The 25,087-nt window shown below is 61.3% G+C and carries 25 protein-coding genes; 9 read left to right on the forward strand and 16 right to left on the reverse strand.

The annotated features are described in order from the left end of the window. Window positions 1-44 precede the first annotated feature (44 nt). Window positions 45-533, forward strand: a complete 489-nt coding sequence (locus tag AC0GUR_RS15525) for a nuclear transport factor 2 family protein (protein ID WP_472878405.1) — start codon at window positions 45-47, stop codon at window positions 531-533. Window positions 534-970: 437 nt separating this feature from the next. On the opposite strand, the gene AC0GUR_RS15530 is transcribed toward AC0GUR_RS15525, so the two are convergent. From AC0GUR_RS15530 to AC0GUR_RS15540, 3 genes are all read right to left on the reverse strand, one after another. Next, entirely contained in the window at window positions 971-1,183 is a 213-nt protein-coding gene (locus AC0GUR_RS15530) for a helix-turn-helix domain-containing protein (RefSeq protein ID WP_472878406.1), read from the reverse strand. A 202-nt stretch (window positions 1,184-1,385) separates the two neighbouring features. Then, complete coding sequence (locus AC0GUR_RS15535; protein ID WP_472878407.1) at window positions 1,386-1,991, reverse strand: M17 family peptidase N-terminal domain-containing protein; 606 nt, start codon at window positions 1,989-1,991, stop codon at window positions 1,386-1,388. 17 nt (window positions 1,992-2,008) lie between these two features. Beyond that, window positions 2,009-2,668 (reverse strand): hydrolase, encoded by a 660-nt coding sequence (locus AC0GUR_RS15540; protein WP_472878408.1) that lies wholly within the window; start codon window positions 2,666-2,668, stop codon window positions 2,009-2,011. 521 nt (window positions 2,669-3,189) lie between these two features. On the opposite strand from AC0GUR_RS15540, the gene AC0GUR_RS15545 reads away from it, so the two are divergent. Further along, a complete protein-coding gene (locus tag AC0GUR_RS15545; protein WP_472878409.1) occupies window positions 3,190-4,308 on the forward strand; it encodes a hypothetical protein in 1,119 nt (372 codons plus the stop codon). 183 nt (window positions 4,309-4,491) lie between these two features. Next, window positions 4,492-5,427 (forward strand): GlxA family transcriptional regulator, encoded by a 936-nt coding sequence (locus AC0GUR_RS15550; protein WP_472878410.1) that lies wholly within the window; start codon window positions 4,492-4,494, stop codon window positions 5,425-5,427. On the opposite strand, the gene AC0GUR_RS15555 is transcribed toward AC0GUR_RS15550, so the two are convergent. Next, window positions 5,404-5,637, reverse strand: a complete 234-nt coding sequence (locus tag AC0GUR_RS15555; protein WP_472878411.1) for a hypothetical protein — start codon at window positions 5,635-5,637, stop codon at window positions 5,404-5,406. The two genes, AC0GUR_RS15550 and AC0GUR_RS15555, sit on opposite strands and share 24 nt — an antisense overlap. 12 nt (window positions 5,638-5,649) lie before the next feature. Here AC0GUR_RS15555 and AC0GUR_RS15560 point away from each other — a divergent pair, with 12 nt between their 5' ends. Continuing rightward, window positions 5,650-6,651, forward strand: coding sequence for a VOC family protein (locus tag AC0GUR_RS15560; RefSeq protein ID WP_472878412.1), 1,002 nt, complete (start codon window positions 5,650-5,652; stop codon window positions 6,649-6,651). A 68-nt stretch (window positions 6,652-6,719) separates the two neighbouring features. Here AC0GUR_RS15560 and AC0GUR_RS15565 read toward each other — a convergent pair whose 3' ends face one another. From AC0GUR_RS15565 to AC0GUR_RS15595, 7 genes are all read right to left on the reverse strand, one after another. Continuing rightward, window positions 6,720-7,472 carry a GntR family transcriptional regulator gene (locus AC0GUR_RS15565; RefSeq protein WP_267225496.1) on the reverse strand — a complete coding sequence of 251 codons (753 nt, stop codon included), beginning with the start codon at window positions 7,470-7,472 and terminating at the stop codon, window positions 6,720-6,722. A 208-nt stretch (window positions 7,473-7,680) separates the two neighbouring features. Next, window positions 7,681-8,202: a fimbrial protein gene (locus tag AC0GUR_RS15570; protein ID WP_472878413.1), complete on the reverse strand. Its 522-nt coding sequence runs from the start codon at window positions 8,200-8,202 to the stop codon at window positions 7,681-7,683. A gap of 28 nt (window positions 8,203-8,230) precedes the next feature. Continuing rightward, window positions 8,231-8,737: a fimbrial protein gene (locus AC0GUR_RS15575; RefSeq protein WP_472878414.1), complete on the reverse strand. Its 507-nt coding sequence runs from the start codon at window positions 8,735-8,737 to the stop codon at window positions 8,231-8,233. 10 nt (window positions 8,738-8,747) lie between these two features. Beyond that, window positions 8,748-9,665 (reverse strand): fimbrial protein, encoded by a 918-nt coding sequence (locus tag AC0GUR_RS15580; protein ID WP_472878415.1) that lies wholly within the window; start codon window positions 9,663-9,665, stop codon window positions 8,748-8,750. A 190-nt stretch (window positions 9,666-9,855) separates the two neighbouring features. After that, window positions 9,856-12,705, reverse strand: a complete 2,850-nt coding sequence (locus AC0GUR_RS15585; protein WP_472878416.1) for a fimbria/pilus outer membrane usher protein — start codon at window positions 12,703-12,705, stop codon at window positions 9,856-9,858. 85 nt (window positions 12,706-12,790) lie between these two features. Then, the gene (locus AC0GUR_RS15590) at window positions 12,791-13,540 is read right to left on the reverse strand and encodes a fimbrial biogenesis chaperone (protein WP_472878417.1); all 750 of its coding nucleotides are present in this window, start codon (window positions 13,538-13,540) and stop codon (window positions 12,791-12,793) included. Window positions 13,541-13,610: 70 nt separating this feature from the next. Next, the gene (locus tag AC0GUR_RS15595; RefSeq protein WP_472878418.1) at window positions 13,611-14,192 is read right to left on the reverse strand and encodes a fimbrial protein; all 582 of its coding nucleotides are present in this window, start codon (window positions 14,190-14,192) and stop codon (window positions 13,611-13,613) included. A gap of 964 nt (window positions 14,193-15,156) precedes the next feature. Here AC0GUR_RS15595 and zwf point away from each other — a divergent pair. The 4 genes from zwf (at window position 15,157) to eda (ending at window position 20,021) form a co-directional block, all read left to right on the forward strand. Beyond that, window positions 15,157-16,623: a glucose-6-phosphate dehydrogenase gene (gene zwf / locus AC0GUR_RS15600; protein ID WP_472878419.1), complete on the forward strand. Its 1,467-nt coding sequence runs from the start codon at window positions 15,157-15,159 to the stop codon at window positions 16,621-16,623. Window positions 16,624-16,745: 122 nt separating this feature from the next. Beyond that, the gene (gene pgl / locus AC0GUR_RS15605) at window positions 16,746-17,459 is read left to right on the forward strand and encodes a 6-phosphogluconolactonase (RefSeq protein ID WP_472878420.1); all 714 of its coding nucleotides are present in this window, start codon (window positions 16,746-16,748) and stop codon (window positions 17,457-17,459) included. A gap of 68 nt (window positions 17,460-17,527) precedes the next feature. Beyond that, entirely contained in the window at window positions 17,528-19,345 is a 1,818-nt protein-coding gene (gene edd / locus AC0GUR_RS15610) for a phosphogluconate dehydratase (protein WP_472878421.1), read from the forward strand. Between the two features lie 34 nt (window positions 19,346-19,379). Continuing rightward, window positions 19,380-20,021, forward strand: a complete 642-nt coding sequence (eda, locus tag AC0GUR_RS15615; RefSeq protein WP_472878422.1) for a bifunctional 4-hydroxy-2-oxoglutarate aldolase/2-dehydro-3-deoxy-phosphogluconate aldolase — start codon at window positions 19,380-19,382, stop codon at window positions 20,019-20,021. A 92-nt stretch (window positions 20,022-20,113) separates the two neighbouring features. Here the strand turns inward: eda and AC0GUR_RS15620 are convergent, their stop codons facing one another. After that, entirely contained in the window at window positions 20,114-20,476 is a 363-nt protein-coding gene (locus AC0GUR_RS15620; RefSeq protein ID WP_472878423.1) for a hypothetical protein, read from the reverse strand. A 170-nt stretch (window positions 20,477-20,646) separates the two neighbouring features. Here AC0GUR_RS15620 and AC0GUR_RS15625 point away from each other — a divergent pair, with 170 nt between their 5' ends. Continuing rightward, complete coding sequence (locus AC0GUR_RS15625) at window positions 20,647-21,186, forward strand: DUF2501 domain-containing protein (protein ID WP_472878424.1); 540 nt, start codon at window positions 20,647-20,649, stop codon at window positions 21,184-21,186. Between the two features lie 83 nt (window positions 21,187-21,269). Here the strand turns inward: AC0GUR_RS15625 and AC0GUR_RS15630 are convergent, their stop codons facing one another. The 4 genes from AC0GUR_RS15630 to cyoB are packed head-to-tail and all read right to left on the reverse strand — an operon-like array spanning window position 21,270 to window position 25,073. Beyond that, complete coding sequence (locus AC0GUR_RS15630) at window positions 21,270-22,037, reverse strand: SURF1 family protein (protein WP_472878425.1); 768 nt, start codon at window positions 22,035-22,037, stop codon at window positions 21,270-21,272. A gap of 33 nt (window positions 22,038-22,070) precedes the next feature. After that, window positions 22,071-22,472 (reverse strand): cytochrome o ubiquinol oxidase subunit IV, encoded by a 402-nt coding sequence (gene cyoD / locus AC0GUR_RS15635; RefSeq protein WP_472878426.1) that lies wholly within the window; start codon window positions 22,470-22,472, stop codon window positions 22,071-22,073. Beyond that, window positions 22,469-23,107, reverse strand: a complete 639-nt coding sequence (gene cyoC, locus AC0GUR_RS15640) for a cytochrome o ubiquinol oxidase subunit III (RefSeq protein WP_472878427.1) — start codon at window positions 23,105-23,107, stop codon at window positions 22,469-22,471. The genes cyoD and cyoC overlap by 4 nt, the downstream gene beginning before the upstream one ends. Continuing rightward, a complete protein-coding gene (gene cyoB, locus AC0GUR_RS15645; protein ID WP_472878535.1) occupies window positions 23,100-25,073 on the reverse strand; it encodes a cytochrome o ubiquinol oxidase subunit I in 1,974 nt (657 codons plus the stop codon). The genes cyoC and cyoB overlap by 8 nt, the downstream gene beginning before the upstream one ends. Between the last annotated feature and the right edge of the window lie 14 nt (window positions 25,074-25,087).

The raw sequence follows: 25,087 nt of genomic DNA on the forward strand, positions 1-25,087 counted from the left end.
CCTAATATCATTCTAACTGCTGGACAAATAACCGAATTTCAAACATGAATCGAATCACCCTGGCCTTCGTGTCGTTGGCGTGGACCGTCGCCATCGCTGCACCCGTCGTCGTTCATGCCGCATCGCAAAGCCCTGCTCCGTCACCCGTCACGTCCCAAGACGCGATCTCGCAGCGATTGATTGCCGACGAGAAGGCAAGCTGGGACCTCGCTATCAAGCGGGACGCAATCCCTTATAAAGCACTACACGCACCGGATTACTTCACGCTCACCGGAACCGGCGTGATGGATAAAACACACAGCGAAGATTTCGCCATGGATGCGAGCATCCACTTCGACCAATGCGACCTCTCAGCCTTCGACGTTCACGTTGTCGCCGAAGACGCCATCTTGCTTACCTATCATGTGGAAGCAGCAGGGCGTGATCATGGAAAGGCATTCCATCTCAATAGTTACGCATCGTCCTTGTGGATGAAGCGACACGGCGAATGGACGAATGTGTTCTATCAGTCGACGCCTGCACCGGCTGGATAATGCTGCGAATCAGCAGCTCAGGGGCGCAAGTGGCCCGGATGAAGCCAACGAAAGAATCAGGGGTTGACGCAGCCCGCTCGAACCACGCGTGAGTGAAGCGACGACTCCACTCGATCGACATCGCTACCTTCAGGCCGTCACCGGATGTTTGCTGCGCTTCATCCGGGCTGCTCGCATAGCCCTTGGGGTCGGCCTCGGGTCGGAGGACGACATGTCGAAAGAAGAATACGGATTCCGGTCACGTTGAATGTTGATCCCAGTGACCGCTGAACATCTCGCTTGAGCCGACTGGGGGGCTAGCGCGTGCTTGGCGCCGCTGGCGCGCCGGCTTCAGGCGCCACTCTTGGGTGTCTGGACTTCTCAAAGATGCCCAGGCCGATCGCCGTGATAATCAAGGCGCATAGGATGGCGATGGCGATGATTCGTGTTTTCATGGCTTACTCCGTGACGTGCGCGGCAAGCGGTTTCAATGCGTAGTGCACCAGGTGCGGTGCCGGGCGTGAGGTGTCATCCAGCGCGACGCAATACGCTATCGCGCGGGACGTGATGCCGATGGCATCGGCTGCTTGCGCTCGTGTGAGGCCAGCCAGGTCGAGCAGCTGGCGCAGGTAGGCCGGGTCATCCTTGCGAGGCGGATCAGAGTCGCCCACATGGCGTCATTGCCATTCGTAGCGATGTCGATCGCGAAGACGCCCTTCACGGTCTTTTGAAGAGCCGCAGCGGACCTCGCCGGAAATCCAGTGGGGCCAGGCCGCTAGGGTGACCAACGCTCATTCAGACGTCCGCTTTGCCAACTCGTCGCCATCCAGTCACTCGGATGGCGTGCGATACAGATTTGACGGGTGCTGCGGATCAACCGGCCTTCAGCTGGGCAAGGGTCGTCTGGAATGCCTCCGCCGCCGTCGCAAAACCCGCTTCGCCCACATCAAATATCCAGCGGCGCAACGAAGGTGCCGGAGCCAGGCCGTAGGTCGCGAGGCTCACCTGGGCATCAATGGTATGCGTAACGGCCTTCATCATTTCCGATGCCGTGTTCGTGGTTCCCTTGGGTGCAAGCCCCGCGTCCAGCAGGCTTGGCGCAAAAGCGGCGCTGGCGACGCGAAGTTGCGTGGCAGCACGAACTGCTGTGGCGACCGCCTGGGCCGTCAATGCCGTGGTCCACTGCGAAGGCGCACCCATGCCGATCACCATGACGGCGCGTGCCGCAATGGCTGCCGGTGGCCGACTGATAAGCAACGTCTCCATGGGCGCGCCGAGAAATACGCCCTCATCGCGCAACCGCACCAGCATGCCCGATAGCGCATGGTTCAAATGGAGCAACCCACCGTGCGGTGCGCCGTCCAGCTCGTGAGTGAACATGCAGGCGAAGGAGAGATCGACATCGGCCGCCACGCCGTCCCAGGCAGCGATGTCGAGGGATACCCCCTGCCAACTTCCCAGCGTCTGCGGTTCGGGCATGTGTTCTCCGGAGACCTTCAAGGCTTGATCATGTCACGCGCGTACGCGAGCCCAATGCCATATCCACCGGCAAACTCTTCAACAATGGCCCGGGCGCCGTCATAGGTATCGCGGCGCGTCCAGTCGCGCTGTAGTTCAAGCAATACCTGGATCCAGCTTGTCATGCGAATACCCGCCGATTGCATTCGAAGCAAGGCAAGCTCGTGGCTTTTGGGGGTAAGCCCGCCACAAGCGTCAGCGACCACGAATACTTCGTAACCGTCGCTGGCTGCGGATAGTGCAAGGAAGCTCACGCAAGCCTCGGTCAGCATGCCGGACACCAATAGCTTCTTGCGGCCGGTGCGGATGATCGTCTCACGTACGGTGTCGTCCTCCCATGCGTTCATGTTGCGCCGATCGATTGAGGCAACCTCGGGAATGGCGCGCTGCAGCGCCGGCATCATCGGTCCGCTGTAAACCTTGGTCGCCGATGTCGATGCCACGATGGGAAGCGCAAACACTATGGCGGTTTTTGCCAGCGCGATTGAGTTGTTGAGCAGCACCTGGCGATCTTCAGATCCTACGCCGAAGGCAAGGCCGGCCTGTTGGTCGACGAAGATCAATGTGCAGCTGGTGGGGTCAAGAAGCGGAACATTCATGGAGGATTCTCCGTTGAACACGATGCCGTGCTTACGCACTAACGAGCTCCCCGACGTGTGCATTTCGGCGCGCCATGCAGGATGCCGTCATTGAACACGTGGCAAGACGATCCGAGTAACCACCCACGACATCGGAGCGGCCGCCACCATCCCTGGATGCGTTCAGGCCAGTACCTTTACCCCACACCCCGCGACGAAGATGCATACGCCGACCCGTTCGATGCCTGACCGGTCGCCGGGGCTCCCGTGTCGGGCTGCTGCAGGGGCTGTCATGGGTCGCGACGCTGGTCGGGCAATCCGAGCTCGAAGTCGGAATCGGACTCCACCATCAGAAAGAAGGGTATGCCGCACCCAGGATGGCCATGCATTGCGCGCGAACATTCTTCTTGGTCCGCCTTTCCGACCGCTGCAACGATGGCACGTGCATTTGCCACTCCCCAGCAGACGCCACTTTCGGTACTGCCACTGCGCCGCTATATATTTTCCTTGGCCCGAGCCCGACACGGTCATTCTTCTCGCTCATAATTCCCGACAAATTTCTGGAGCATCGGGGGGAAAGGATGGTCAAATCAATTCCGGTAGCATCGGGAATCTTCTCGTGCTTATTCATTTTCTCGACGGCCATGGCACAGCCACGGCCGAGCCTTTCGGGTGACACGTTGAATCCCGCGTGCGTCGATGCCAGGAAACTGGCGAAGCACATGTATGAGTCAGACGCTGAGTACCTCTATGCACCCCTGACTCTGCCCGACGACATGGGTAGCACGCTTGCGCTGGGGGCGACCGAGCTGGATATCTCCGGTGGCGATGCACTCTCCGGTACCCCGGATCATTTTGCCGAAGAAACACAACCACCCGATGACGTATCAAATGCATCTATACATTGGGGAAAGAAAGCCGGGAGTGGCGGCCGACTCGTTGTAACTGCGGGATCAGTCGGTTGGCGCGGGGACATGTACTCGCTCTATGCGCTGAAGAGCGACATTACGCCAGATCAATTTCGCGCGGACCTGGCAAGTCAAAGCGGGAGTCATCGATACCAGCCACTGATAGATGGCGAATGGCGGCCACCACTGGTGTTCTCGTCGAACGCTTCGAATAGCTTGTGGTTCATTGACGTGAACGACACTTACGAAATCGCTGGATCATGGGAAGTGTATACGGCGGATTCTGGCAAGTACGAGCAAACGTGCGAGATCGCCTTTTGGCCCAACGGAACAACCGAAGCTTTACCCTTGCCTGAGTCCGTCAGGCATCTGATTAGTCTCCTTGACCAAACGCTGGGCCCAGGAAACAACGAGGGGACTTTGCACCCTACGGCCAGCCTCCGCGCGTTCTCGCAGCATGTCTGGAGGAACGCTGCATTTCGTCCCTGGGCACTTTCTGACGGTCAAGCCTACAACTCCAGAGAGCAGGTTGACCTTGGCCTGAGGGAATGGTCGGAGAACGGCGTGTCATACGCCCAGATGTATGCCGAGATCCAGCGCACTTACGCGATCGCGGAAAGAGACCTTGCCCGCTACTACGAGACTGAGTTCGATCTGGCCGAGCCACGCGCGAGGGCGATTGCCCGTTGGGCCTTAGATGTGGCCTATCGCGCCAACTTCGTCTTCTCTGGCGGCCAGGCCAGGGACATACCCCGACCCGATGCGGTCCCAAACCCCTGGCGCAACCCGTGATTCAAAGGCGAGCGATGCCGTGTGTTGAGGCCATGTATGAGGGATGTCTGGTTTGGATAAGAAAAGTGCGCCGGCCGTAAGGACTGGCCCGGCGTCGGTCGCAACAGGCCATCAGTCAACTTGACGCCCGCATCGTTGTTAGGCCACTTTCCGGGCACTGAACCAAGTCATGCGACGGCCACCATGCGACGCGATATCGCCATCGTCGTTTTCCCGGGGTTTCAACTGCTGGATGCCGCCGGCCCAGTTGCCGTATTCGAGATGGCGGAGCGCTTTCGCCCTGACAGCTACGCGATTCACGTGCTGGCACCGGGCGGCGGGGTGGTACGCAGTTCGTCAGGCGTTTGCCTTGCTGCCGCACCGATGGAGTCGGGGCGTTTCGATACGGTCATCGTGTCGGGCGGCAATCTTGCCCAGCTCGAAGAAAGCCAGCCCGACATCGTGCCGTGGCTAGGCGACGAGGCGTGCCGTCGTGTGGCGGGCGTTTGTTCCGGAGCGTTCTTCCTCGCAGAGGCAGGGCTGCTTGATGATCGACGCGCCACCACGCACTGGGCTGCCGCCGAGCGCTTCCGCTTGCGCTACCCCAAGGTGCGGCTCGATGCCGACCGCATGTTCATCCGGGATGGGGATGTGTGGACCTCGGCAGGCATTTCTGCAGGAATCGACCTGGCGCTGGCGCTGGTCGAGGACGATCTCGGGCCCGGCATCGCGCGACGCGCAGCGCAGCAGCTTGTCGTGCACCAACGGCGACATGTGGGGCAGTCGCAGTACTCCGTGCTGGTGGAGCAGGGTGGCAAGACGGGACGGTTCGGCGACTTGGTTCGCTGGATGCGCGGGCGCATTGCCGAGCCGATGACCGTCGAGCGGTTGGCGGAGCGCGCCGCCATGAGCCCACGGCATTTCGCCCGCGCCTTCGTGGCGGAGATCGGTGCGACGCCAGCGAAGGTCGTGGAAGGTTTGCGACTGGAGGCGGCTCGCGTGGCTGTCGAGACCAGCCATCTCAATATGGACCACATTGCTGCCTCGACAGGCTTTGGCGATGCGAGCCGCATGCGTCGTGCCTTTGTCCGCGCCTTCGGTACCTCGCCCCAGTCATTACGTCGCGGTGCCGGCGCCTGAAGGTCGCAGCGTTTGCCGCGGCGTTCCCGCGTTGACCGTTTTTGTCCGGAAATTGTCCTTGCGGGTACCGGCCCGAGCATCGATAAAGAAGCGCACCGGGTGTCTCAGTCCAGCATCCTGTTTGCGGACCAGCCGACTGCCCGGCATCGACGTACCGGTGGGCGCGAACTTCATGTGGTTGGCGACCCGCTCAAGGAAACCCATCTTCACGCGAGGATTCGCATGCGTTTGATCACGTTTTTTTCCGTATGCCTGCTGTGTGTCGGCGCTGCCCAGGCCGCCACAACAACGCCTGCACCAGCGACCCCCGATACGCGACTCGACCACATCCTGTTGTGGGGCCGCGGTATCGACCAGGTGACATCGGTGATGGCCGTCAAATTGGGTTTCCAGGTTCGCCCGGGGCGCGATCCCGAGGGCGTCGCCAATCGCTATATCCGGTTTTCGGACAGCAGTTTCATCGAGCTGCTTGGCGTTACCCGCCCAAACCCCACGTTCGATCCGGGCATGAAGGAAGACCAGCAGGCCCTGAAGGGCGGGCCGGGCTCGCGCACGTTTGGCTTCCGCTCCTCATCGCTTGATGCCATCCGCACCTCGCTGCAGACGCTGCACTACGCGGTTACGCCATTCTTCTCTGGCCCCGATAGTGCGAAGCCGGGCTGGCGCCTGTTTGCATTCGACCGTGCGCCGTTATCGAGCAACACCTTCTTCATCGACTACAACGCCGGCTACGCGCCGGACCAGTTTGATCCTGCCAATGCCGACGACTACCGCGCGACACGCGAACATCCCAATGGCGCGCGCGAGCTCTCGTCGATATGGCTGGTGTCCGGCGATGCCGATGCCGATCGCCGGCAGCTCGAGAAGATGGGCTACGGCCACGCGGTGCCGGTGCAGCTGTCACACGTCGGTGCCAAGGGATTCTGCGTACCGGTGGGTCCGACCGCGCTGCTGGTGCTTCAGCCGGATGGTGCAGGCCTCGCCGAACGCGTCATGGCCAACGGGCCGCGCATTCTGGGGGTCAGCTACGGCGTAACCGACCTCGAGCGCGCGCAGCGCTGGGTCGAGCGTGGCTACGAAAGCAAGCTGGCCACCTATCGCGGCGTGTCTGGCGAGTCCATTCTGGCGCCCACGCAGGACGATCTTGGCGTGTCCATCGAATTCCACGCCATGCAGCCGGGCGGCATGTCCTGCGCAACAGCGAAAACGTCGCGCAGTATGTGAAGGCTACGCTGACTGCGAAGTCACCCGTGCGCCATGCAAGTGGCAACACTTGAGTGTTGCCACTTGCATCAATCCGTTTGCAGTTCCGCCACAAAATCGTAGATGTCGCCGCGATACCACGAGGTAGTGAACTCCACCACGCGGCCGTCGTCGAGAAAGCTGCGGCGCTCGATGTTCAAGCCGGCGCTGCCGGCGGGCACGTGCAGCAATCGTGCTTGTTGTGCACCGAGCGATACGGCGCGCAGGCGCTGCAAGGCGCGGCGTGGGCGAGCGCCAAGTGTTTCGAGCACTTGATAGAGCGAGTCGTGCACGATTGTGGGGTCGGGCAGGATGCTGGCGGGCACGACGCTGCGCTCGATGGCAAGTGGCTCTTCCTTGGCATAACGCACGCGGTGCAGGCGAGCGACCAGTACGCCGGGCGACAGGTTGAGCGCCATGGATTCTTCGGGCGTAACCTCACCCACGATGCGCTCGGAGAACTCCGAGCGCGGGTTCAGTCCGCGCGCGCGAAGGTCTTCGGTAAAGCTGGTGAGCCGCGACATCGGTTTGATGATGCGCTCCGCCACGAAGGTGCCGGCGCCATGGCGCTGATTGAGCAAGCCCTCTTCCACCAGGCCGGCAATCGCCTTGCGCACCGTTACACGCGACAACTGCAAGAGACGCGAGAGGTCGCGTTCGCTGGGCAAGGCCTGGCCCGGTTCGATATCGCGGTGCTCCACCACATTGCGAATGGCACGACGCAGGCGCAGGTACGCCAACGGCTGGCTGGTGGCGGGGTCGCGGCTGAGCCGGCGGTATTCGTTGACGAGAGCGGTTTCCATGCCGGCACGATACCAATGACCATACCAGTATGGCAATTGGCCGCGGGCGCACGAATTTCCGGTGTTACCAGTTCAACCGGCTATTGACGCTACAGAACCGTGCTCTGGCCGGTGAGGTAAGAAATTGGTGTGGTCTGGTATCTCAGTGGTTCAGTGAAAGAGGCGGGCACGTGGTATGCATGCCAGCTGCCGGCAAGGCAGGCAGATTTCAGTGGTAGCTGATCGTCACGGTTGCCACCGACTTCACCGTGCCGGCGCTGACCGCTGCCCCACTCAATCGCCAGTAGCCAGCGCGTAAGTCGAGCGAGGTCTGGTCGGCCGTGATGGGCGTGGTGCGCGTGTTGTTGGTCCCGTTTGCACCTATGGTCGCTCCGTCAGCCGACTGCAACTCGATCGCCACGCCCGTCGCCGTGCCGGAGCTTTGGTACCGCAAGGGGTCGCGTGGATCAGAGGTGCCACTAAAGGCGAACTCCGCGCTAGTCAGACCTGGGCTGCATTGATTGAGCGTCAGGCTGAACGTCTTGAATCCTGTCGCGCCGCTCGCCGGCAACGCGGAAGCCTGGATCGGATCCAGCGCCACTGTGCGGTCCGCATCGGATGCAACGGACCACTGGCAGGTGCTTGGCGTAATGGTGCCTGACAGATGGAATGTCGTTGACTGCGCATGTGCACCGTTACTGATGACGGCAAGCGCAAGCAGCGCAAACAGCGGTGAGCCGCGGCGTTTCATCGAATGCACGTCCCTTGATGGCTGGTGATCAGTAGTAGGTGAACTGGACGGTGATAGGAGTACTCACCACACCTGGCGTCACGCTGGGCTGGGTCTGAACAAACCGGGCTTTGATGGTGTACGTGGTGCCAACTGCGCCAAGCGACCAGTTCAGCGAACCACCTGGCGTGATCGGGGCTTCATAGAGCGAGGCCAGCTGGATAGCCACGCCCGTGACATTCCCCGATGTACTCATTGGCGCAAAGTAGTTGCTGTTGATGGCATCTGGTGTGCCGCTGAATGTCATGCGGATGTTCTGAATATCAGACGTACAACTCACCGCCTGGATGGCAATGGGATTGGACCAGGCCGTCGTGGTGCTGCCCGTAAACGACGATGCTGCGTAAGTACCGAGGTCGCGGTCGGGAATCGTGAAGCTGCAGGTGCCCTGGGTGATGTTGCCGGTAAGGTAGAAGGTCACCGATTGCGCATGGGAAAGCGGTGCGGCAACAAGCAGCATGACGGCGAACAGACGGCAGAGAGAATTCCGTTTCATCGGGCGATGCTCAGTTGTAGGAAATGAGGACCGTGATGGGCGTCCTGACCGCACCCGGCGTGACATTGGGCTGGGTTTGCACAAAGCGCGCCTGCACGGCGTAACTGTCGCCCAGGATGGGGCGCGACCACTTCAGCGTGGTGTTTGGCGGAACGGTGGCGCTATAGGAGGTGCCAAGCTCGATAGCGAGATTCGTCACGTTGCCCGACTGGCTGATGGTCTTGAAGTAGTTGCTGTTGTCCGGGTCAGGCGCGCCGGTGAATTTCAGGTAGATGTCCTGAACCGAGGACGGGCAAGACGATACGCGCATGACGATGGGATTCGACCACGGTGTGGTCTTTCCCGGTGTGGTGAATGACGACGCGGTATAGGTACCAAGATCCATGTCAGGCATGGTGTACACACACGTATTCACTTCATCGATGATCTCTACAGGGATGTTCAGAACGAGGTAGAACACGCCTACCGTTTGATAGACCACGCCGTTGTCATAGGGCGCTGCCTTTCCCAGGCGCGTGGCCGGTATCGTGCCCGGGGTAATGGGCCCGGTCTTTATCAGGTAGAACGTTGTATATGCCCCCAAAACGCCGACATAGCCGACGGTTGTGCAAGCCGTCCAGCTGTAATCGTTGGGAACAATGTGCATGGGCGTGTTGACACGGCCGCCACAGCCAGAGTTGTTCAGCATGAAATCGAGTGCGTAGCCGACGCCGGGCACGTTGGTGCTGTACACCGGTACTTGCCTGCCTGCGATGGTGTAGGTATTGACGTAGGTGCCGCTCAGCGGTTTGATGCCAACACCCGACTGGATGGGCGTGGTGTAGGACTGACAGCCCCAATAGCTGGAGCCGTTACCCGAGTCATACTGCGCTAGTACGGTGCCAACCGTCGCATTGGCCGGTACTGACAGAGGACTCGGGGCGTGCACATAGTAGTCTGTGTCCCCGGTGGGCTGAAGATGACGACAGTAGTTCGTCTGCGCCCAGGTCAATGTCGGGCAGACAAGAAGCAACAAAATCAGCAAGAGCTTCCGGCTTCTGCAAGCGTGATTCTGGCTAAAGAGCTGGCTGATGATCATCGAGAGAACCTTTTCCTTCCTTACGTTTCCGCTGAGGCATTCACGCTTGGTGTGCTGCGCTCTGTGACGCGGCCATGGTGGTGTTGGCGGGAACTTTCCCGGCGTGCCCGCGAAGCCGATACCTGCCTGGCAGATCACTGATACGGTGGGGCTGCATGCCTCCCGATAGGAAGGCGACTGGCTTGTCTTCGGCTGGCCTGACTGTTTCTGGTACTCGTCCGACGCCGGATGGCCCGAATTCGCATACGCCCTGCGCCCATTGCATCTCGTTGCGATGAGCGTTGTCTTGCGCGGGGAGCTTCAGATGGATGTGGCAACTTTCACCCGCGTCTTCGCCCCAGCTCACTGTGAGCAGGCCGGAGTCAGGCATATCGCTGACAACCAGGCGGCTCGCCTGACCAGCGACACCCACCTTGTTGCCCTTGTCGTCGAACACATCCGCGCCGAATGGCACGGGACGCCCATCAGGAAGCGATGTCTCCACCATCAGTGCGCGGCCACTGGTGGTCTCATAACGCAGCAGCACCACAGAGTTAGCCCGGGGCGCCACGGTTTGCGTGATTTCCTTGAACTCAACTCCAACGTCAGTACCCTTGGGATCAAGCGTGACGGTGTTGAGTTCGTAAGGAGCGAGATAAGGCGTGACGGCATAGCCCCGCGAGTTCACGGTGGCACCCTGCCCGTTGGCAATGCGAGCGCCCGCCGCGTCGGGCGCGTAGACCAGGCCGACGGTATCGCCGAGCAACGGCGAGAAGGTGATGCCACCTGCGTGCACCACAACGCCACCCGTGGCGCCGGCGCTCCATTGCTGGTAGCCGCTGCCCTTGCTGTATCCGCCAGCCACGTTGCCCTTGCTGCCGTTGTACTGGCCATTGAGGTTGTAGGTGTTGCTGCCGTTGGAATGACTTACCGCAGCGCCGTAACTGAAGCGGTTGTTGGCACCTGCCGTACCGCTCACAGATACCGTGGCCGCATCGCCGCTGGTGTCGGAGTGGTTGAACAAGGTGCTGAGCGATGGCGCATGCGCCGACTGTCCCAGCGGCATGCTGATGTTCAAGAAAACGCTGGTATCCCGGCGCGTGGGCATGATGGCCGCGGTGTAGCCGCTCGGTTCGCCGGGAATGCCATGGTAGAGGTAGGGCGACGTCACCGCTTGCACGCTGTCGCGCGTGCGTTGCACAGACAGGCTGTAGCTGATGGAGCGCCAGCGGTTGCCGTAGCCGCCCGAAAAATCGACCTGGCGCCCGGCGCTGTTCCAGTAGTAGCGCGCTGAGCCGGCGACGTAGAGATAGCCGAAGCGATCGCCGAGATTCTGATTGACGCTCAGGTCGAGGCGACTACGCTGGCGCTGGGCGAGATGGTTGACATAACCCCGCGCCGCGATATCGCGCATGATGACGACATCATTCAGGCCCATGTAGCCAGGTGTGGAATAGCGGTAGGCCGCAACGGCGAAGTTGCTGCCCGTCTCAACGATGTTCTTGTTGTATCCAAGGCGAAAGCTCGCACCATCCGTGGTCGGTTGGCGCGGTATGTGGGTACGCGCCAGTGTTACATCCGTTGAGAACGCGCCCGCATCGGTGTTGAGCGCGGCACCAAACAACATGGACTCGTATCCCGTCGCGATAAGCGCACCGGTGTACCCGGTGACGCGATTGCTGAGACCATGCTGGTAAGTGAGTTGCACCATGCCGGGTTCATCCAGCAGGTTTTGTTGGTTGACCTTGCCAGCGACGATGCTCCACTGGCTCTGACCAGGACGAAGCAGCTGCGCCACCGAAGAGAACGGTACGGCGAATGTCTTGACGCGCCCATCGGCCTCGGTGACTTGCACATCGAGGTCGCCGCCGTACCCGGTGGGAAAAAGATCGTCAATGGAGAATGGGCCCGGCGCGACGCTGGTTTCATAGATGATGTAGCCGCGCTGGCGAATGGTGACCTTGGCATTGGTTTCCGCCACGCCGCGAACGATGGGGGCGTAGCCCCGCATGGATTGGGGCAACATGCGGTCGTCGCTGGACAGGTTGACGCCTCTCACGCGGACGCTGTCGAACATGTAACCCGACGTATAGGTGTCACCCACAGTGAGCTGAGCGCGCCACGAAGGAATGTCGTGGCGCAGATAGGTGGCGGTGTTCTGATAATGCGATCTGCCGGGATGGGACCAACTCAGCGAGCCCAGCTGGGCCAGATGCCATGAGCCGAGGCTGATCGCGGCATTGATGCCCAGATAGCCTGATGTCTGTTCCTGGCCGTTGTGTTCGCTGCGATAGATATTCGCGTTGTAGTTGAGCGTGGCCGCGTTGATGCCGGCATCCCACTGGGAGGGGTCAACGTAACCTCGGGCGGATTGGTTGGTGTAGATCTGCGGCACAGACAGAGCCAGCTCCTGCGAGCCGGCATCAAAATTGGTCGTGGCGCCGGGGATGTAGTCGCCAAGTGGGCCGCAGAACTGCTCGCCGGGTTTCGGCTTCAGCGTGGGATGCTGCGTGTCAGCGGCCACTTTGCGCCAATCCACACCGTAACGGGACAGCGCCTCTGCGGTGAAGCATGGCTGGGGATCGCCTTGGCCGGGAGAGGACGCAAAAACGATATCGGCGCGTGCCCTCCATTCGCCATTCAATGTCACGTCGCCGCGATACGTGCCTGGGGCGATGTAACCGCTCTTTTCAAAACGGGAAAGGTCGACCTTGGGTGCCATGCCGCTCGGGAAAAAAGCCTCGTCGAAACTCGACGATGCGCCGCTGGGTGCGGCGGGTGAAGCGGGTGCCGCGGCTAAGGCATGCGCCGGTTGCGCCAGGCCGCCAAGTACCGCGATCGGCAATACGGCCAGGCGCAATGCTGACCGCGCCACGCGGCTTGCTTGTGATCCGGTGACTCGGCGGTCCATGTGGTACATCTCCTGTGAGCAAACAACACGGCATCAGGCGCCTCACCTCTGAGGTGCGCAGCGAACGATTGACGATGGGCGATGTTCAGGGCGACAGGGGCGCGGTCATTTCCTTGACGGCGCCGTAATCACTGATAACGGAGAACGCTGCTGTTACGTCGCCACTTGGGCGGCTTTCGATGTCCTTCAGTGGAAACGTCGAGCTGCCGCCAGGGGCCACCATGCCGCCACCCTGGTTACCCTTGTCGTGCCCGCCTGCCTGGATGGCCACGCGTGCAAAATTCACGTAATAGGGCGCCGGGTTGCTCACTTGCAGAGCTAAGCCTTTACCGGCTTCTCCCGGGATCAGCTTCCAACGGAGTTTGTCCGGCGCAGTCGAAACGTCGCCGGTCAGTTCGGCCGGCCGAAACAGCATCTTGATGCGTGTACGGAAAGCGAACTGCAGAAGATTCTTGCCATCCGTGTTCTCTGCCTTCGGCGGCACTTCGAGTACGTTGATCCAGAACAGGGATTCCTTGTCCGTCGGCAAGGGTTCCTTGGTGTACATCACGCGCAATGCCTGGCCCTTGCCTGGTTCCATGCGAAAAATGGGCGGAGCCACGGTGAACGGCACCTTGGCCGTATCGGGCGTTGAGCGCTCGTCACCTGCGTCGAGCCACACTTGTACGAGAGCGGGACGGTCGCTGTCGTTAGTGAGCTTCACAGTGACTTCTTTCTCCTGCGAGGGATACACCACGCGCGTGCCGCCGATCACCACGCTGGCTTCGCTGCGGCCGGCGCAGATCCCTGCCATCGCAATCAAGCCCACCATGGCGTAGCGCAATACGTTGGTCATACATCACCTCAAAAAGCTGGGGACATCGACGGTCTCGCGACCGCCGATGCGTTACTGATCCGCGGGCGGATTAGTTGTAGGCCACCGAGTACACGACGCTGGTGCTGACCTGGCCCGGCGTTGCGGCGCCGTTGACAGCCAGGTACTGCGCGAAGAACGTCAGCTTGCCGGTGTTCGGCGTGACGGCGCCGATGGTGGTCGACCAGCTCTGGCCCGGGTTGGACAGGTTGATCGCTGCGTTGTTGCTGTCAGACAGCTGGATCTGCACATTGGTGGCTTGGCCCGCCAGCGCGTTCTTGAGAGCGCCGGTGCCGCCGTCGATCTGCGGGCTGGAGATCAGGTAAGACATTTTGGCGACCTTGCCGTCCGTGCAGGTCGGCTGATCCGGACCGCCGATGATCACGTCGAACTGCTTCTGGTTGGCCGTGGTACCTGCCGTAGCGAGCTGGCTGGCGTCAGCCGGTTCCAGTGCAACGATGAAGTTGCCGGTGCCATTGTTGGTGCCGGTGCCGCCGGAAACGGTACAGGTGGTGTCGTTGATCTGGCCGGTGAAGGTGATCGTGCCGCCGTTGCCTGCAGGAGCAGCGAACGCTGCGGTGGCAGCGGTGCCCATGATGAATGCGATCGCGGAGGCGAGCTTGATGTGCTTCATAGTGAACATTCCTTGAGATAAGGGTTGGTGTTACTGACATTCGCGCTCCGGCGAATGCCTTCATCACCGTCGTCCGGACCAGTGACAAAGCCGACGGAGTGACAGCAAGGCGCGCAACGGCAGTGACTGGACGTCTAGCTCAGTCATTTGCTTCGTTGTGTTGAGTTATTTGGCGCGCGAGAGGGGGTTATTGCGCCCAAAAGACATGTAGAGCGACCACGATCACTTCCGTGTGTGGCAGCTACGAATAACTGTCGCGCTTACCTATCACCGCAACTTCCCGAGAGAAGTTGAGTCGCCAGATGCTAGGACACGAGTACGGAGTGAAATATAGGAATCTTCTGAAAAACACTCTGCGCCAATGATGCGGAAAGTGACCCTGATCACGCGAATCGCGAAAAAGAGCTTCGCCCACGCGATTCTTGACATGTTGGATGTGGAATCAGCGTTATCCCTTTCATGAAAAAAAGCGCATCGACCACAAATCGCTGCATGAATGCAAAGCGTTATCGGCGCACTGCGGTCGCGTCATCGAGAAATGTCGGTGAGATGTTGAAATCAACAGCGAAGAATGCGGGCGGCGCATGTCATCCACGCGGCTAAGAGTGGATGCCGAATGGTGGCAACGACGGCCATTTCGTCATCGAGGTACCAAGTGTTGGGGGCGTGGAGTCACCCGCGGTGCAGGGCGGCGGATGAAATCTGCCGGTGGCTCCAGGTCGGCACGCTTCCGGGGTAACTCCTCTCAAAACCATACCAATAACCAGACCAGTTGCTCCGCAAGGCTTTCCCACGCGGATTCTCGATAGCACCAGTTTTATCTTGAAACCATTACCTGAAGCGGCCTCGTAGCTGACGCACAAGAAACTGGTGTTGTCTGGTATGTCACTGGTACGATCGACAGGCATTGCACGTGGTATGCATGCCACGTACCGCTCCCCCGCATCGCCTCGAGGTGACTGAAGTGACTGCTTCTCCCCAGCCGGTCGACCCTTTTGACCTGGTGATTTTTGGCGGAACCGGCGATCTCGCCGTACGCAAGCTGCTGCCCGCGATGTATCACCGTTATGGGGACGGGCAGATTCCCGAATCCAGTCGCATCATCGGCGTAGCGCGCGAAGGCCTGAACGACGACGGCTACCGCACCATCATCCGCAAGGCCTTGTTGGAAAGCGGTGCAGATACCGCCAAGGTGGACGTGTTCCTGCGTCAGGTCAGCTACCGCTCGCTCGACGCACGCAAGGACGAGGGCTGGGATGCGTTTGCGGCTTTCATCGGCGAGCAGCCCGATCACGTGCGCGTGTTCTATCTCTCCACCTCGCCCGAGCTGTTTGTCGACATCTGCAATCGCCTCGGCGCCTACGGCCTCAACAAGGGTCAGGCTCGCGTGGTGCTGGAGAAGCCGATCGGCCGCGATCTGGCCAGCGCCAACCAGATCAACGATGCGGTGGGTCGTGTGTTCGAGGAATCGCAGACCTTCCGCATCGATCATTACCTCGGCAAGGAAACGGTGCAAAACCTGCTGGCCTTGCGCTTCGGTAATGCGTTGTTCGAGCCGCTATGGAACGCCGAGCATATTGACCACGTGCAGATCACCGTGGCCGAAACGCTGGGCGTGGGCCAGCGCGTGGCGTACTACGACCATGCAGGCGCCCTGCGCGACATGGTGCAGAACCATATTCTGCAGCTGCTTTGCATGGTGGCGATGGAGCCGCCTTCGTCGCTTGCGCCCGACGCGGTGCGCGATGAGAAGCTCAAGGTGCTGCGTTCGCTCAAGCCCATCGATGGCAATAACGCGGCGCAGCTCACCGTGCGCGGCCAGTACCGTGCCGGTGCGGCCGAAGGCCAGGGCGTGCCGGGTTATCTGGACGAGTTGAAGGATCACAAGTCCGACACCGAAACCTTTGTGGCGCTGAAGGCGGAGATCGCCAACTGGCGCTGGGCTGGTGTGCCGTTCTATCTGCGCACGGGCAAGCGTCTGCCGGAACGCGTGTCTGAGATCGTGGTGGTGTTCAAGGAAGTGCCGCACTCCATCTTCGATGCATCGGCGGGTGCGCTTGCGCAGAACCGTCTGGTGTTGCGCCTGCAGCCGGACGAAAACATCAAGCTGTGGGTCACCATCAAGCATCCGGGGCCGGGTGGCCTGCGCTTGCGCTACGTATCGCTGGACATGAGTTTCGCCGAGGCCTTCGGCGTACAGCAGCCCGATGCGTATGAGCGCCTGTTGCTGGATGTGGTGCGCGGTAATCCCACGCTGTTCATGCGCCGCGACGAAGTGGAAGCTGCATGGCGCTGGGCCGACCCCATCCTCGCCGCCTGGGCCAACAGTGGTGAGTCGCCGCGCCAGTACACCTCGGGTACCTGGGGGCCAAGCGCGGCGGTGGCGTTGATCGAGCGCGATGGCCGCAATTGGTATGAGGACCGTGAGTAAACGGTTCATCGCCGCCACGCCAAGCGATGCACGGTCGTTTCACCTGTGCATCGCGAAGCCACACCTAAACTCGTCTTCCGTCGATGCGTGTGTTGTCCGCCTCGCCCTGCCCTTGTCAGACCATGCCTGAGACTCTGAACGTCACCACGCACAGCTTCACCGACTGCCAGGCGCTCGCTGCGGCGATGTCCGAACGTGTGGCGGAGCGATTGCGCGAAGGTATCGCCCAACGTGGTGCGGCGCTGTTGGCCGTATCTGGTGGTAGCACGCCTCGCCATTTCTTCGAACGGCTTTCGCGCGAGAAGCTTGATTGGTCGAACGTGCAAATCACCCTGGTGGATGAACGCTGGGTGCCGGAAAGCCATGAACGCTCCAATGCGGGCATGCTGAAAGCACTGCTGTTGCAGCACGAGGCGTCAACGGCGCGGTTCGTGCCGCTGTACGCCGATGCTGCGACGCCCGAAGCCGGCTTGGCCGCGGTGCGTGCACGCATGGCGGCGTTGCCGTTGCCGTTCGATGCGGTGGTGCTTGGCATGGGCAACGACGGTCACACGGCCTCGTTCTTCCCTGGTGGCGACCGTCTGCCGGAGGCGTTGGACCTGGCCAATACGGCGCGCGTGTTGCCGATGCGTGCGTCCGGCGCGGGTGAGCCGCGGATTACGTTTACTTTGTCGGCGCTGCTCGATACATGCGCCTTGTTTCTTCACATCGAGGGCGACGCGAAGCGCCAGTTGCTGGCCGATGCGCGCCTGGGTCTTGGCGAGGCGGCAGGTTTCCCGGTGCGCGCTGTGCTCACACAGTCGCGCGTACCGGTCGCTGTCTATTGGTGCCCGTAAGTCGCCGGCATCGCCTGCTTAAAGGGCGCGCTCGCTAGCGCGCCGCCTGAATCTCCGGAGTTTCGAACATGAGCGTGCTTCACCCCGTCGTTGCCGAAGTCACCGAGCGCCTGCGCGAACGCAGTCACGAATCGCGTACCAACTATTTGCGGCGCATTGATGCTGCAAGCGGCAAAGGTGTGCATCGTGAGCGGCTCTCCTGCGGCAACCTCGCGCACGGTTTTGCCGCCTGTGGCAGCACCGACAAGCAGCGCCTTCGCGAAGGGCATGCGCCCAACCTGGGCATCATCAACGCCTATAACGACATGCTCTCGGCACATCAGCCGTATGAGCGTTATCCCGAACTGATCCGCAATGTGGCGCGCGAGGCCGGCATCACCGCGCAGATGGCCGGCGGTGTGCCGGCGATGTGCGATGGCATTACGCAGGGCCGCGCCGGCATGGAGCTGTCGCTGTTCTCGCGCGACGTGATTGCGATGGCCACGGCGGTGTCGCTGTCGCACGACATGTTCGATGGCGCGCTCTACCTGGGCATCTGCGACAAGATCGTGCCGGGTCTGCTTATCGGTGCACTGAGCTTCGGTCATCTGCCGGGTTTGTTCGTGCCCAGCGGCCCGATGCCCAGCGGTATCAGCAACGAACAGAAGTCCAAGGTTCGCCAGGCCTATGCCGAGGGCAAGGCCACCAAGGCGGAGCTGCTGGAAGCCGAGGCCGCGTCGTATCACGCGCCGGGCACCTGCACGTTCTACGGTACGGCCAACTCCAATCAGATGCTGATGGAGATCATGGGCCTGCATTTGCCAGGCGCGAGCTTCGTCGCACCGGATACGGCGCTGCGCGATGCGCTGACGCGCGAGGCGGTGCATCGTGTGGCTGAACTGAGTGCGCCGGGCAGCGCGCACCTTCCGCTGGGCCACATCATCGACGAACGCGCCATCGTCAACGGCGTGATCGGCTTGCATGCCACCGGCGGCTCCACCAATCACCTCTTGCATTTGGTGGCCATTGCGCGCGCCGCTGGCATCGAGCTGCGCTGGGATGATTTCGACGCGCTGTCGTCGGTGATTCCGCTGCTGGCGCGCGTGTATCCCAATGGCTACGCAGACGTGAACCAGTTCCATGAAGCGGGTGGCATGGGTTTCCTGATCGACCAGCTGTTGAGTCAGGGGCTGCTGCATGCCGACGTGCGCACCGTGTTTGGCACCGGTATGGATGGCTATACGCAGGTACCGCAATTGGATGCGAGCGGTGCGCTGGTGTGGAAGCCGGTGTCGAAGGAAAGCGGCAATCGCGGCGTGCTGCGCGGTGTGGCCGAGCCGTTCCGCGCCGATGGTGGCCTGCGCATGCTCAGCGGCAATCTGGGGCGTGCGGTGATCAAGGTGTCGTCGGTGCCGGATGATCGTCTCGTGATCGAAGCGCCGGCCATCGTGTTCCATGATCAGGATGATGTGCGCAAGGCGTTCGAGCGCGGCGAACTCAACCGCGATTTCATTGCGGTGGTGCGTTTCCAGGGTCCGCAGGCCATTGGCATGCCGGAACTGCACAAGCTCACCCCAACCTTGTCGGTGTTGCAGGATCGCGGCCATCGCATCGCGCTGGTCACCGATGGTCGTATGTCCGGCGCGTCCGGTCGGGTGCCGGCAGCGATCCACGTGACACCGGAGGCGCAGGACAATGGCGCCATCTCGCGCATCCGTGATGGTGACATGGTGCGTCTGGATGCAGTGCATGGTCGACTGGACGTGCTGGTGGAAGCCGGCGAGTTTGCGGCGCGTGTGCCCGCCACGGCGGATCTTTCGTCCCATCAGTTCGGCATGGGTCGCGAACTGTTCGGCTTGTTCCGCAACACCGCCAACTCCGCCGACCTCGGCGCGGGCGTGTTCTGAGCGAGTTCTCTACCTTCAACGTTGACGGAACACCATGAGCATCGAACAGAAGCAGAAGCTGATTGAAACCACCCTGCGCCTGGCGCCGGTGGTGCCGGTGGTGATCATCGAGGACGCCCGCGCTGCGGTACCGATGGCCCGCGCGCTGGTGGCCGGCGGCACTCCGGCAATCGAGGTGACGTTGCGTACACCTGCCGCACTCGATGCCATCAGGGCCATCGCGGAGGATGTGGAAGGCGCCGTGGTCGGCGTCGGCACGGTGCTCTCCGCGAAGGATCTGCGTGCAGCTCACAAGGCGGGTGCGCGTTTCGCGGTATCACCGGGTGTATCGCCTGGGTTGCTGGATGCGGCTGACGACATCGATCTGCCGCTGCTGCCGGGCACGGCCACAGCGAGCGAGGTGATGACCCTGCTGGAGCGCGGGTACCACCACGTGAAGTTTTTCCCTGCGGTGCCTGCCGGTGGCCACAAGCTGATCGGCGCCTGGGCTAGCCCGTTGCCGCAAATGAAGTTCTGCCCCACAGGCGGGATCACGCTGGCCACGGCACCGGATTTTCTCTCGCTGCCCAACGTGGTGTGCGTGGGCGGCTCGTGGCTCACCCCTGCCGACAAGCTGCGCAACGGCGACTGGGCTGGCATCGAACAGTTGGCGCGCGAAGCGGCGGCGTTGCGCTGATCGTCGCCTGGTTATTTTCATCGCACGATGCCGGTTCTCACCGGGACGGCTGACAGGAAAGGCGGCTGGTTATGCCACCAGCCGCCGCCTGGTCACTCCGCGGGTGGTGAGATCTCCACGCACTGTTCGACTTGCCTGAAGTACCAGGTGTCGTCCTCGTCAAAGTTCGAGTAATAGGTAGCCACGGTGCGATCGCTGACCGGCTTGATGTCGACCAGCGCCACGGTCGGGCCTTTCTCGGTCTTATGAATCTCGATCGTGGTGCCGGTATACAGCACGTACTGCTCGAGCTGCACGGGCTTGGTGGCCCAGGCGTCCGTTACGCAGGAGGCAATGTTGGCAACGCTGCCGCGCCCTTCGTAGACGGCGGTGGGTTTTGTGTTGCGCAGACTTCCGGAGCTCGCGCAGCCGGACAGCAAGGTCGCCAGGACGGCGAGGGCCACATATCGTTTCATCGAACAGCTTCCATGGGTCGGGTGGATGATCGGGCACGCCGCGATGGCGCGTAGCTGAACCGCAAACGTACACCACCCCTGGCTCGATGACGCAACCGTAACGATTTGGAGTATTCAATGCGCGGACTACGAGGAAGATCGTAGACAGGCTCTTAGATGGAGGGACACCTATGAACAAGCGCATCGGCAGCATCGGTACGGCCTGCATGGCCATCGCTCTCAGCCTCGCCTGCGGCACCAGTGGTGCACAGGACCTGGGCAAGCTCGGCAGCATGATTCCCGGCGGCGCTTCCATGACATCGGGCAGCATGGGCAATGTGGCTGGCCTGCTCGAGTACTGCGTGAAAAACAACTACCTCGGCGGCAATTCAGGGGCCTCGGGTATCCAGAGCCAGCTGATGAGCAAGCTCGGGGGCGGCTCCGCCGCGCCGACCAGCGCCGCCACCAGCCACGGTTCCAGCATGAGCAATATGCTCGGCGAGCTGACTGGCAGCGGCAAGTCGAAGTCGTCCGGCAGCACGGCAAGCTCGGGCAATCCCACCAGCGACCCGGCTTACCTCAGTGGAGCCAAGGGCATCCTGCAGGGAAGCAACGGCGAGCACATGGACCTCAACTCGCTCGGTGGTGGCTCCAGCGACCTGAAGTCCCAGCTCACCACCAAGGTGTGCGACACCGTGCTCAAGCAGGGCAAGTCGTTCCTGCACATGTAATGCGGAGTTGTTGTAGGAGCGCCCTTGGGCGCGACCGGCGTAGCGCTGACGACTAAACGTTGCGGTCGCGCGCAAGCGCGCTCCTACATTTTGCGGCGCAGGCGATACTCGTCGCGGGCCACGTAGATGCCCGCACCCAGCACCATCAGCGCCAATGCATACCATGTGATCAGATAGCTCAGGTGGTTGTTGGCAAATGCGATCACCGTGAGGCCGCCTTGCGGCCATGCCGGTTTGCCAGCGTCGAGCGTACCCGGTGCAGCGTCCGCGTCGACGAAGTAGGGCGCCACGTCTTTCAGGCCACGGGCGTTGGCCATCGCGGACACGTCGCGCGTGTACCAGCTGTTGCGGGAGGGATCGTTGTGCCGGATGACGCCCGAGGGCTCGCTCATGCGCAGCAGGCCGGTCAACGTCGTCTCGCCAGTGGGGCCTGGCGCGCACGCGCCTTTGGCGCCGCACCAGTCGGCGGGTGCGAAGCCGCGATTCACCAGCACCACCGAGCCGTCGTCCTGCTGCAGCGGCGTCATCACCCAGTAGCCGCTGCCAAGATCCGTGGCAGTCCACACCAGCGTCTGGCGGTCATGCAGGAAGGTGCCGTGCAATTGCACATGCCGATACTCCGCCGACGGTGCGTCGACGCCGCTCCATTGCGCCGGCCCAGGCGCTTGCACAGGCGGAGCATGTACGCGTGCGTCAACGCGTGCGATCAGGTCGCGCTTCCACGCCAGCCTGTAGACCTGCCACGTACCCAGCGCCACAAAACCGGCAAACAGCAGCACGCCAAACAGCGTCAGCAAGGTCAACGCCACGGGGCCGCGCGGCTGGCGGCCAGTTTCATCTACTGCTTTCATCGGGGACACACGTTTGGGGTCGCGAGCAGACCGTCAAGGCAAGTTCGACGGATCCATCATGGTCGGCATCATGTTGCTGTTGAGGTGATACATGATCCATATCGACCCGCTCAGCGTGATAACCACCAGTACGATGGTAAACACCAGCGCCAGCATGTTCCAGCCGCCCTCGGACTTCGCGTTCATGTGCAGGAAGTAGATCATGTGCACCACGATCTGCACCGCAGCGAGACCCAGCACTACCACCGCCGTGGTACTGGGCTTGGCTAGGCCACCACTCATCACGATCCAGAACGGAATGATGGTGAGGATAGAGGCCAGCACAAAGCCGGTGAGGTAGCCCTTGAGGGTGGCATGGATGCCCAGGTCTTCGTGGCCATGATCGTCGTGGCCATGCGGACCGCCGCCATGCGCCAGGTCGTCGTGCGCGCTCATGGCAGCACTCCCATCAGATAGACGAAGCTGAACACGCCCACCCACACCACGTCGAGAAAGTGCCAGAACATCGACAGGCACAGCAGTCTGCGCTTGTTGGCGGTAATCAGTCCCTTCTTAAGTACCTGGATGATCAGCACGATCATCCAGAGGATGCCGCAGGTCACATGCAGACCATGCGTGCCCACCAGGGTGAAGAACGACGACAGGAACGCACTGCGCTGCGGCCCCGCGCCGATCGAGATGAGGTGGGCAAACTCTCGCAATTCGATGGTGAGGAAGCCGGCGCCCAGCAAACCGGTGATAGCCAGCCACAGCAGCATGGGGTTGCGCCGGTCGCGCTGCATCTCCAGCACGGCAAAGCCATACGTGATCGAGGAGAGCAGCAGTAGCGTGGTGTTGAGGGCCACGGTGGGGAGCTCGAGCACTTCCCTCGCGGTCGGCCCACCCGCGAACTCACGCCCAAGCACGCCATAGGCCGCGAACAGGCAGGCGAACACCAGGCAGTCGCTCATGAGGTAAATCCAGAAGCCCAGCAGCGTGCCGTTCTCCGGGTGCTGAGCTTCGGCCTCGTAAAACACCAGTGCCTGCGAGGGGCCGTCGTTGGCAGGGAAAGTGGCAGCGATATCAGACATGGCGGGCCATCAGCTCCGTGCGGGATGTCTCGACGCGATTCACTTCGTCAGCCGGAATGTAGTAATCACGGTGATAATCGAAAGTGTGCACGATCGCCACCAGCAGCAGCGCTGCAAACGACACGGCGGCGAGCAGCCACATGTACCAGATCATGGCGAAGCCGAAGACGAAGCTCAGGCCGGCCATGATGATGCCCGCGCCCGTGTTGTGCGGCATGTGGATGGGCAGGAAACCACTCAGCGGCCGCTGATAGTGATGCTTTTTCATCATCCACCACGCGTCGTGGTCGTGCACGCGCGGCGTGAAAGCAAAGTTGTACGGTGGCGGTGGCGAAGAGGTGGACCATTCCAGCGTGCGCCCGTCCCACGGATCGCCGGTCACATCGCGTAGCGCCTCGCGACGGCGGAAGCTCACCACGAACTGCAGGATCATGCAGCCAATACCGAGCAGTATCAGCACAGCACCAAATGCGGCCAGCTGGAACCAGATTTGCAGCGACGGATCATCGAAGTGACTCAGACGACGCGTCACGCCCATCAGGCCCAGCATGTACAGCGGCATAAAGGCGAAATAGAAGCCCACTACCCAGAACCAAAACGAGCACTTGCCCCAGAACGGATCGAGCTTGAAACCGAATGCCTTCGGAAACCAGTAGGTGATGCCGGCGAACAGGCCGAACAGCACGCCACCAATGATCACGTTGTGGAAATGCGCGATCAAGAACAGGCTGTTGTGAAGTGAGAAATCTGCGGGTGGAACCGCCAGCAGCACACCCGTCATGCCGCCGATGACAAAGGTGATCATGAACGCCACCGTCCACAGCATCGGCACTTCAAACGCCACCCGGCCGCGATACATGGTGAACAGCCAGTTGAAGATCTTCGCACCCGTGGGGATCGAGATGATCATGGTGGTGATGCCGAAGAACGAGTTGACGCTCGCGCCGGACCCCATGGTGAAAAAGTGGTGCAGCCACACCAGGTAGGACAGCACGGTAATCACCACCGTGGCGTACACCATCGAGGTGTAGCCGAATAATGGCTTGCGGCTAAACGTGGCGGTGACCTCGGAGAAGATGCCAAAGGCCGGCAGCACCAGGATGTAAACCTCGGGGTGGCCCCAGATCCAGATAAGGTTCACGTACATCATGGCGTTGCCGCCAAGCTCGGTCGTGAAGAAGTTGGTGCCCACATAGCGGTCCAGTGCCAACAGCGCGAGTACCGCGGTAAGCACAGGAAACGCCGCGACGATCAGCACGTTGGTGCACAGCGCTGTCCAGGTGAACACCGGCATCTTCATCAGGGTCATGCCGGGTGCCCGCATCTTGACGATGGTCACCAGTAGATTGATGCCCGATAAGAGGGTGCCGACGCCTGCAATTTGCAATGCCCAGATGTAGTAGTCCACGCCGGCATCGGGGCTGGAGACGATATCGGACAGCGGCGGATAGGCCAGCCAACCGGTGCGAGCGAACTCGCCGATAAATAGCGACGCCATCACTAGCATGGCGCCGGCGACGGTCATCCAGAAGCTGAAGTTGTTGAGGAAGGGAAATGCGACGTCACGTGCGCCAATCTGCAGCGGCATCACGAAATTCATCATGCCCGTCACCATCGGCATCGCGACGAAGAAAATCATGATCACGCCATGCGCGGTAAAAATCTGGTCGTAGTGCTCCGGTGGCAAGTAACCGAGGTTGTCACCGAAGGCGATTGCCTGCTGGCCACGCATCATCAGGGCATCGGCAAATCCGCGTAGCAGCATCACGAAGCCAAGGATCATGTACATGATCCCGATCTTTTTATGGTCGATGCTGGTGAACCATTCGCGCCACAGATAGCCCCAAAGTTTGAAATAGGTGATGGCGCCAAGCAGGACCAGTGCGCCCATAACCACCACGGCGAATGTTCCCAGCACGATGGGCACATGCAGTGGCAGCGACTCAAGGGTCAGGCGTCCGAAGATCAGCTTGGTAAGGT

The sequence above is a fragment of the Dyella sp. PARNA 12/25 genome (genome assembly GCF_055702865.1).

Excerpts from the sequence above, each read along its gene's own strand:
- cyoC (WP_472878427.1), bottom strand. The coding sequence starts at position 23,107 with ATGTCTGATATCGCTGCCACTTTCCCTGCCAACGACGGCCCCTCGCAG.
- AC0GUR_RS15595 (WP_472878418.1), bottom strand. The coding sequence starts at position 14,192 with ATGAAGCACATCAAGCTCGCCTCCGCGATCGCATTCATCATGGGCACC.
- cyoD (WP_472878426.1), bottom strand. The coding sequence starts at position 22,472 with ATGAGCGCGCACGACGACCTGGCGCATGGCGGCGGTCCGCATGGCCAC.
- AC0GUR_RS15525 (WP_472878405.1), top strand. The coding sequence starts at position 45 with ATGAATCGAATCACCCTGGCCTTCGTGTCGTTGGCGTGGACCGTCGCC.
- AC0GUR_RS15545 (WP_472878409.1), top strand. The coding sequence starts at position 3,190 with ATGGTCAAATCAATTCCGGTAGCATCGGGAATCTTCTCGTGCTTATTC.
- AC0GUR_RS15625 (WP_472878424.1), top strand. The coding sequence starts at position 20,647 with ATGAACAAGCGCATCGGCAGCATCGGTACGGCCTGCATGGCCATCGCT.
- AC0GUR_RS15560 (WP_472878412.1), top strand. The coding sequence starts at position 5,650 with ATGCGTTTGATCACGTTTTTTTCCGTATGCCTGCTGTGTGTCGGCGCT.
- edd (WP_472878421.1), top strand. The coding sequence starts at position 17,528 with ATGAGCGTGCTTCACCCCGTCGTTGCCGAAGTCACCGAGCGCCTGCGC.
- AC0GUR_RS15575 (WP_472878414.1), bottom strand. The coding sequence starts at position 8,737 with ATGAAACGGAATTCTCTCTGCCGTCTGTTCGCCGTCATGCTGCTTGTT.
- AC0GUR_RS15590 (WP_472878417.1), bottom strand. The coding sequence starts at position 13,540 with ATGACCAACGTATTGCGCTACGCCATGGTGGGCTTGATTGCGATGGCA.
- AC0GUR_RS15630 (WP_472878425.1), bottom strand. The coding sequence starts at position 22,037 with ATGAAAGCAGTAGATGAAACTGGCCGCCAGCCGCGCGGCCCCGTGGCG.
- pgl (WP_472878420.1), top strand. The coding sequence starts at position 16,746 with ATGCCTGAGACTCTGAACGTCACCACGCACAGCTTCACCGACTGCCAG.
- AC0GUR_RS15565 (WP_267225496.1), bottom strand. The coding sequence starts at position 7,472 with ATGGAAACCGCTCTCGTCAACGAATACCGCCGGCTCAGCCGCGACCCC.
- eda (WP_472878422.1), top strand. The coding sequence starts at position 19,380 with ATGAGCATCGAACAGAAGCAGAAGCTGATTGAAACCACCCTGCGCCTG.
- AC0GUR_RS15535 (WP_472878407.1), bottom strand. The coding sequence starts at position 1,991 with ATGCCCGAACCGCAGACGCTGGGAAGTTGGCAGGGGGTATCCCTCGAC.
- AC0GUR_RS15550 (WP_472878410.1), top strand. The coding sequence starts at position 4,492 with ATGCGACGCGATATCGCCATCGTCGTTTTCCCGGGGTTTCAACTGCTG.
- AC0GUR_RS15620 (WP_472878423.1), bottom strand. The coding sequence starts at position 20,476 with ATGAAACGATATGTGGCCCTCGCCGTCCTGGCGACCTTGCTGTCCGGC.
- AC0GUR_RS15585 (WP_472878416.1), bottom strand. The coding sequence starts at position 12,705 with ATGGACCGCCGAGTCACCGGATCACAAGCAAGCCGCGTGGCGCGGTCA.
- AC0GUR_RS15570 (WP_472878413.1), bottom strand. The coding sequence starts at position 8,202 with ATGAAACGCCGCGGCTCACCGCTGTTTGCGCTGCTTGCGCTTGCCGTC.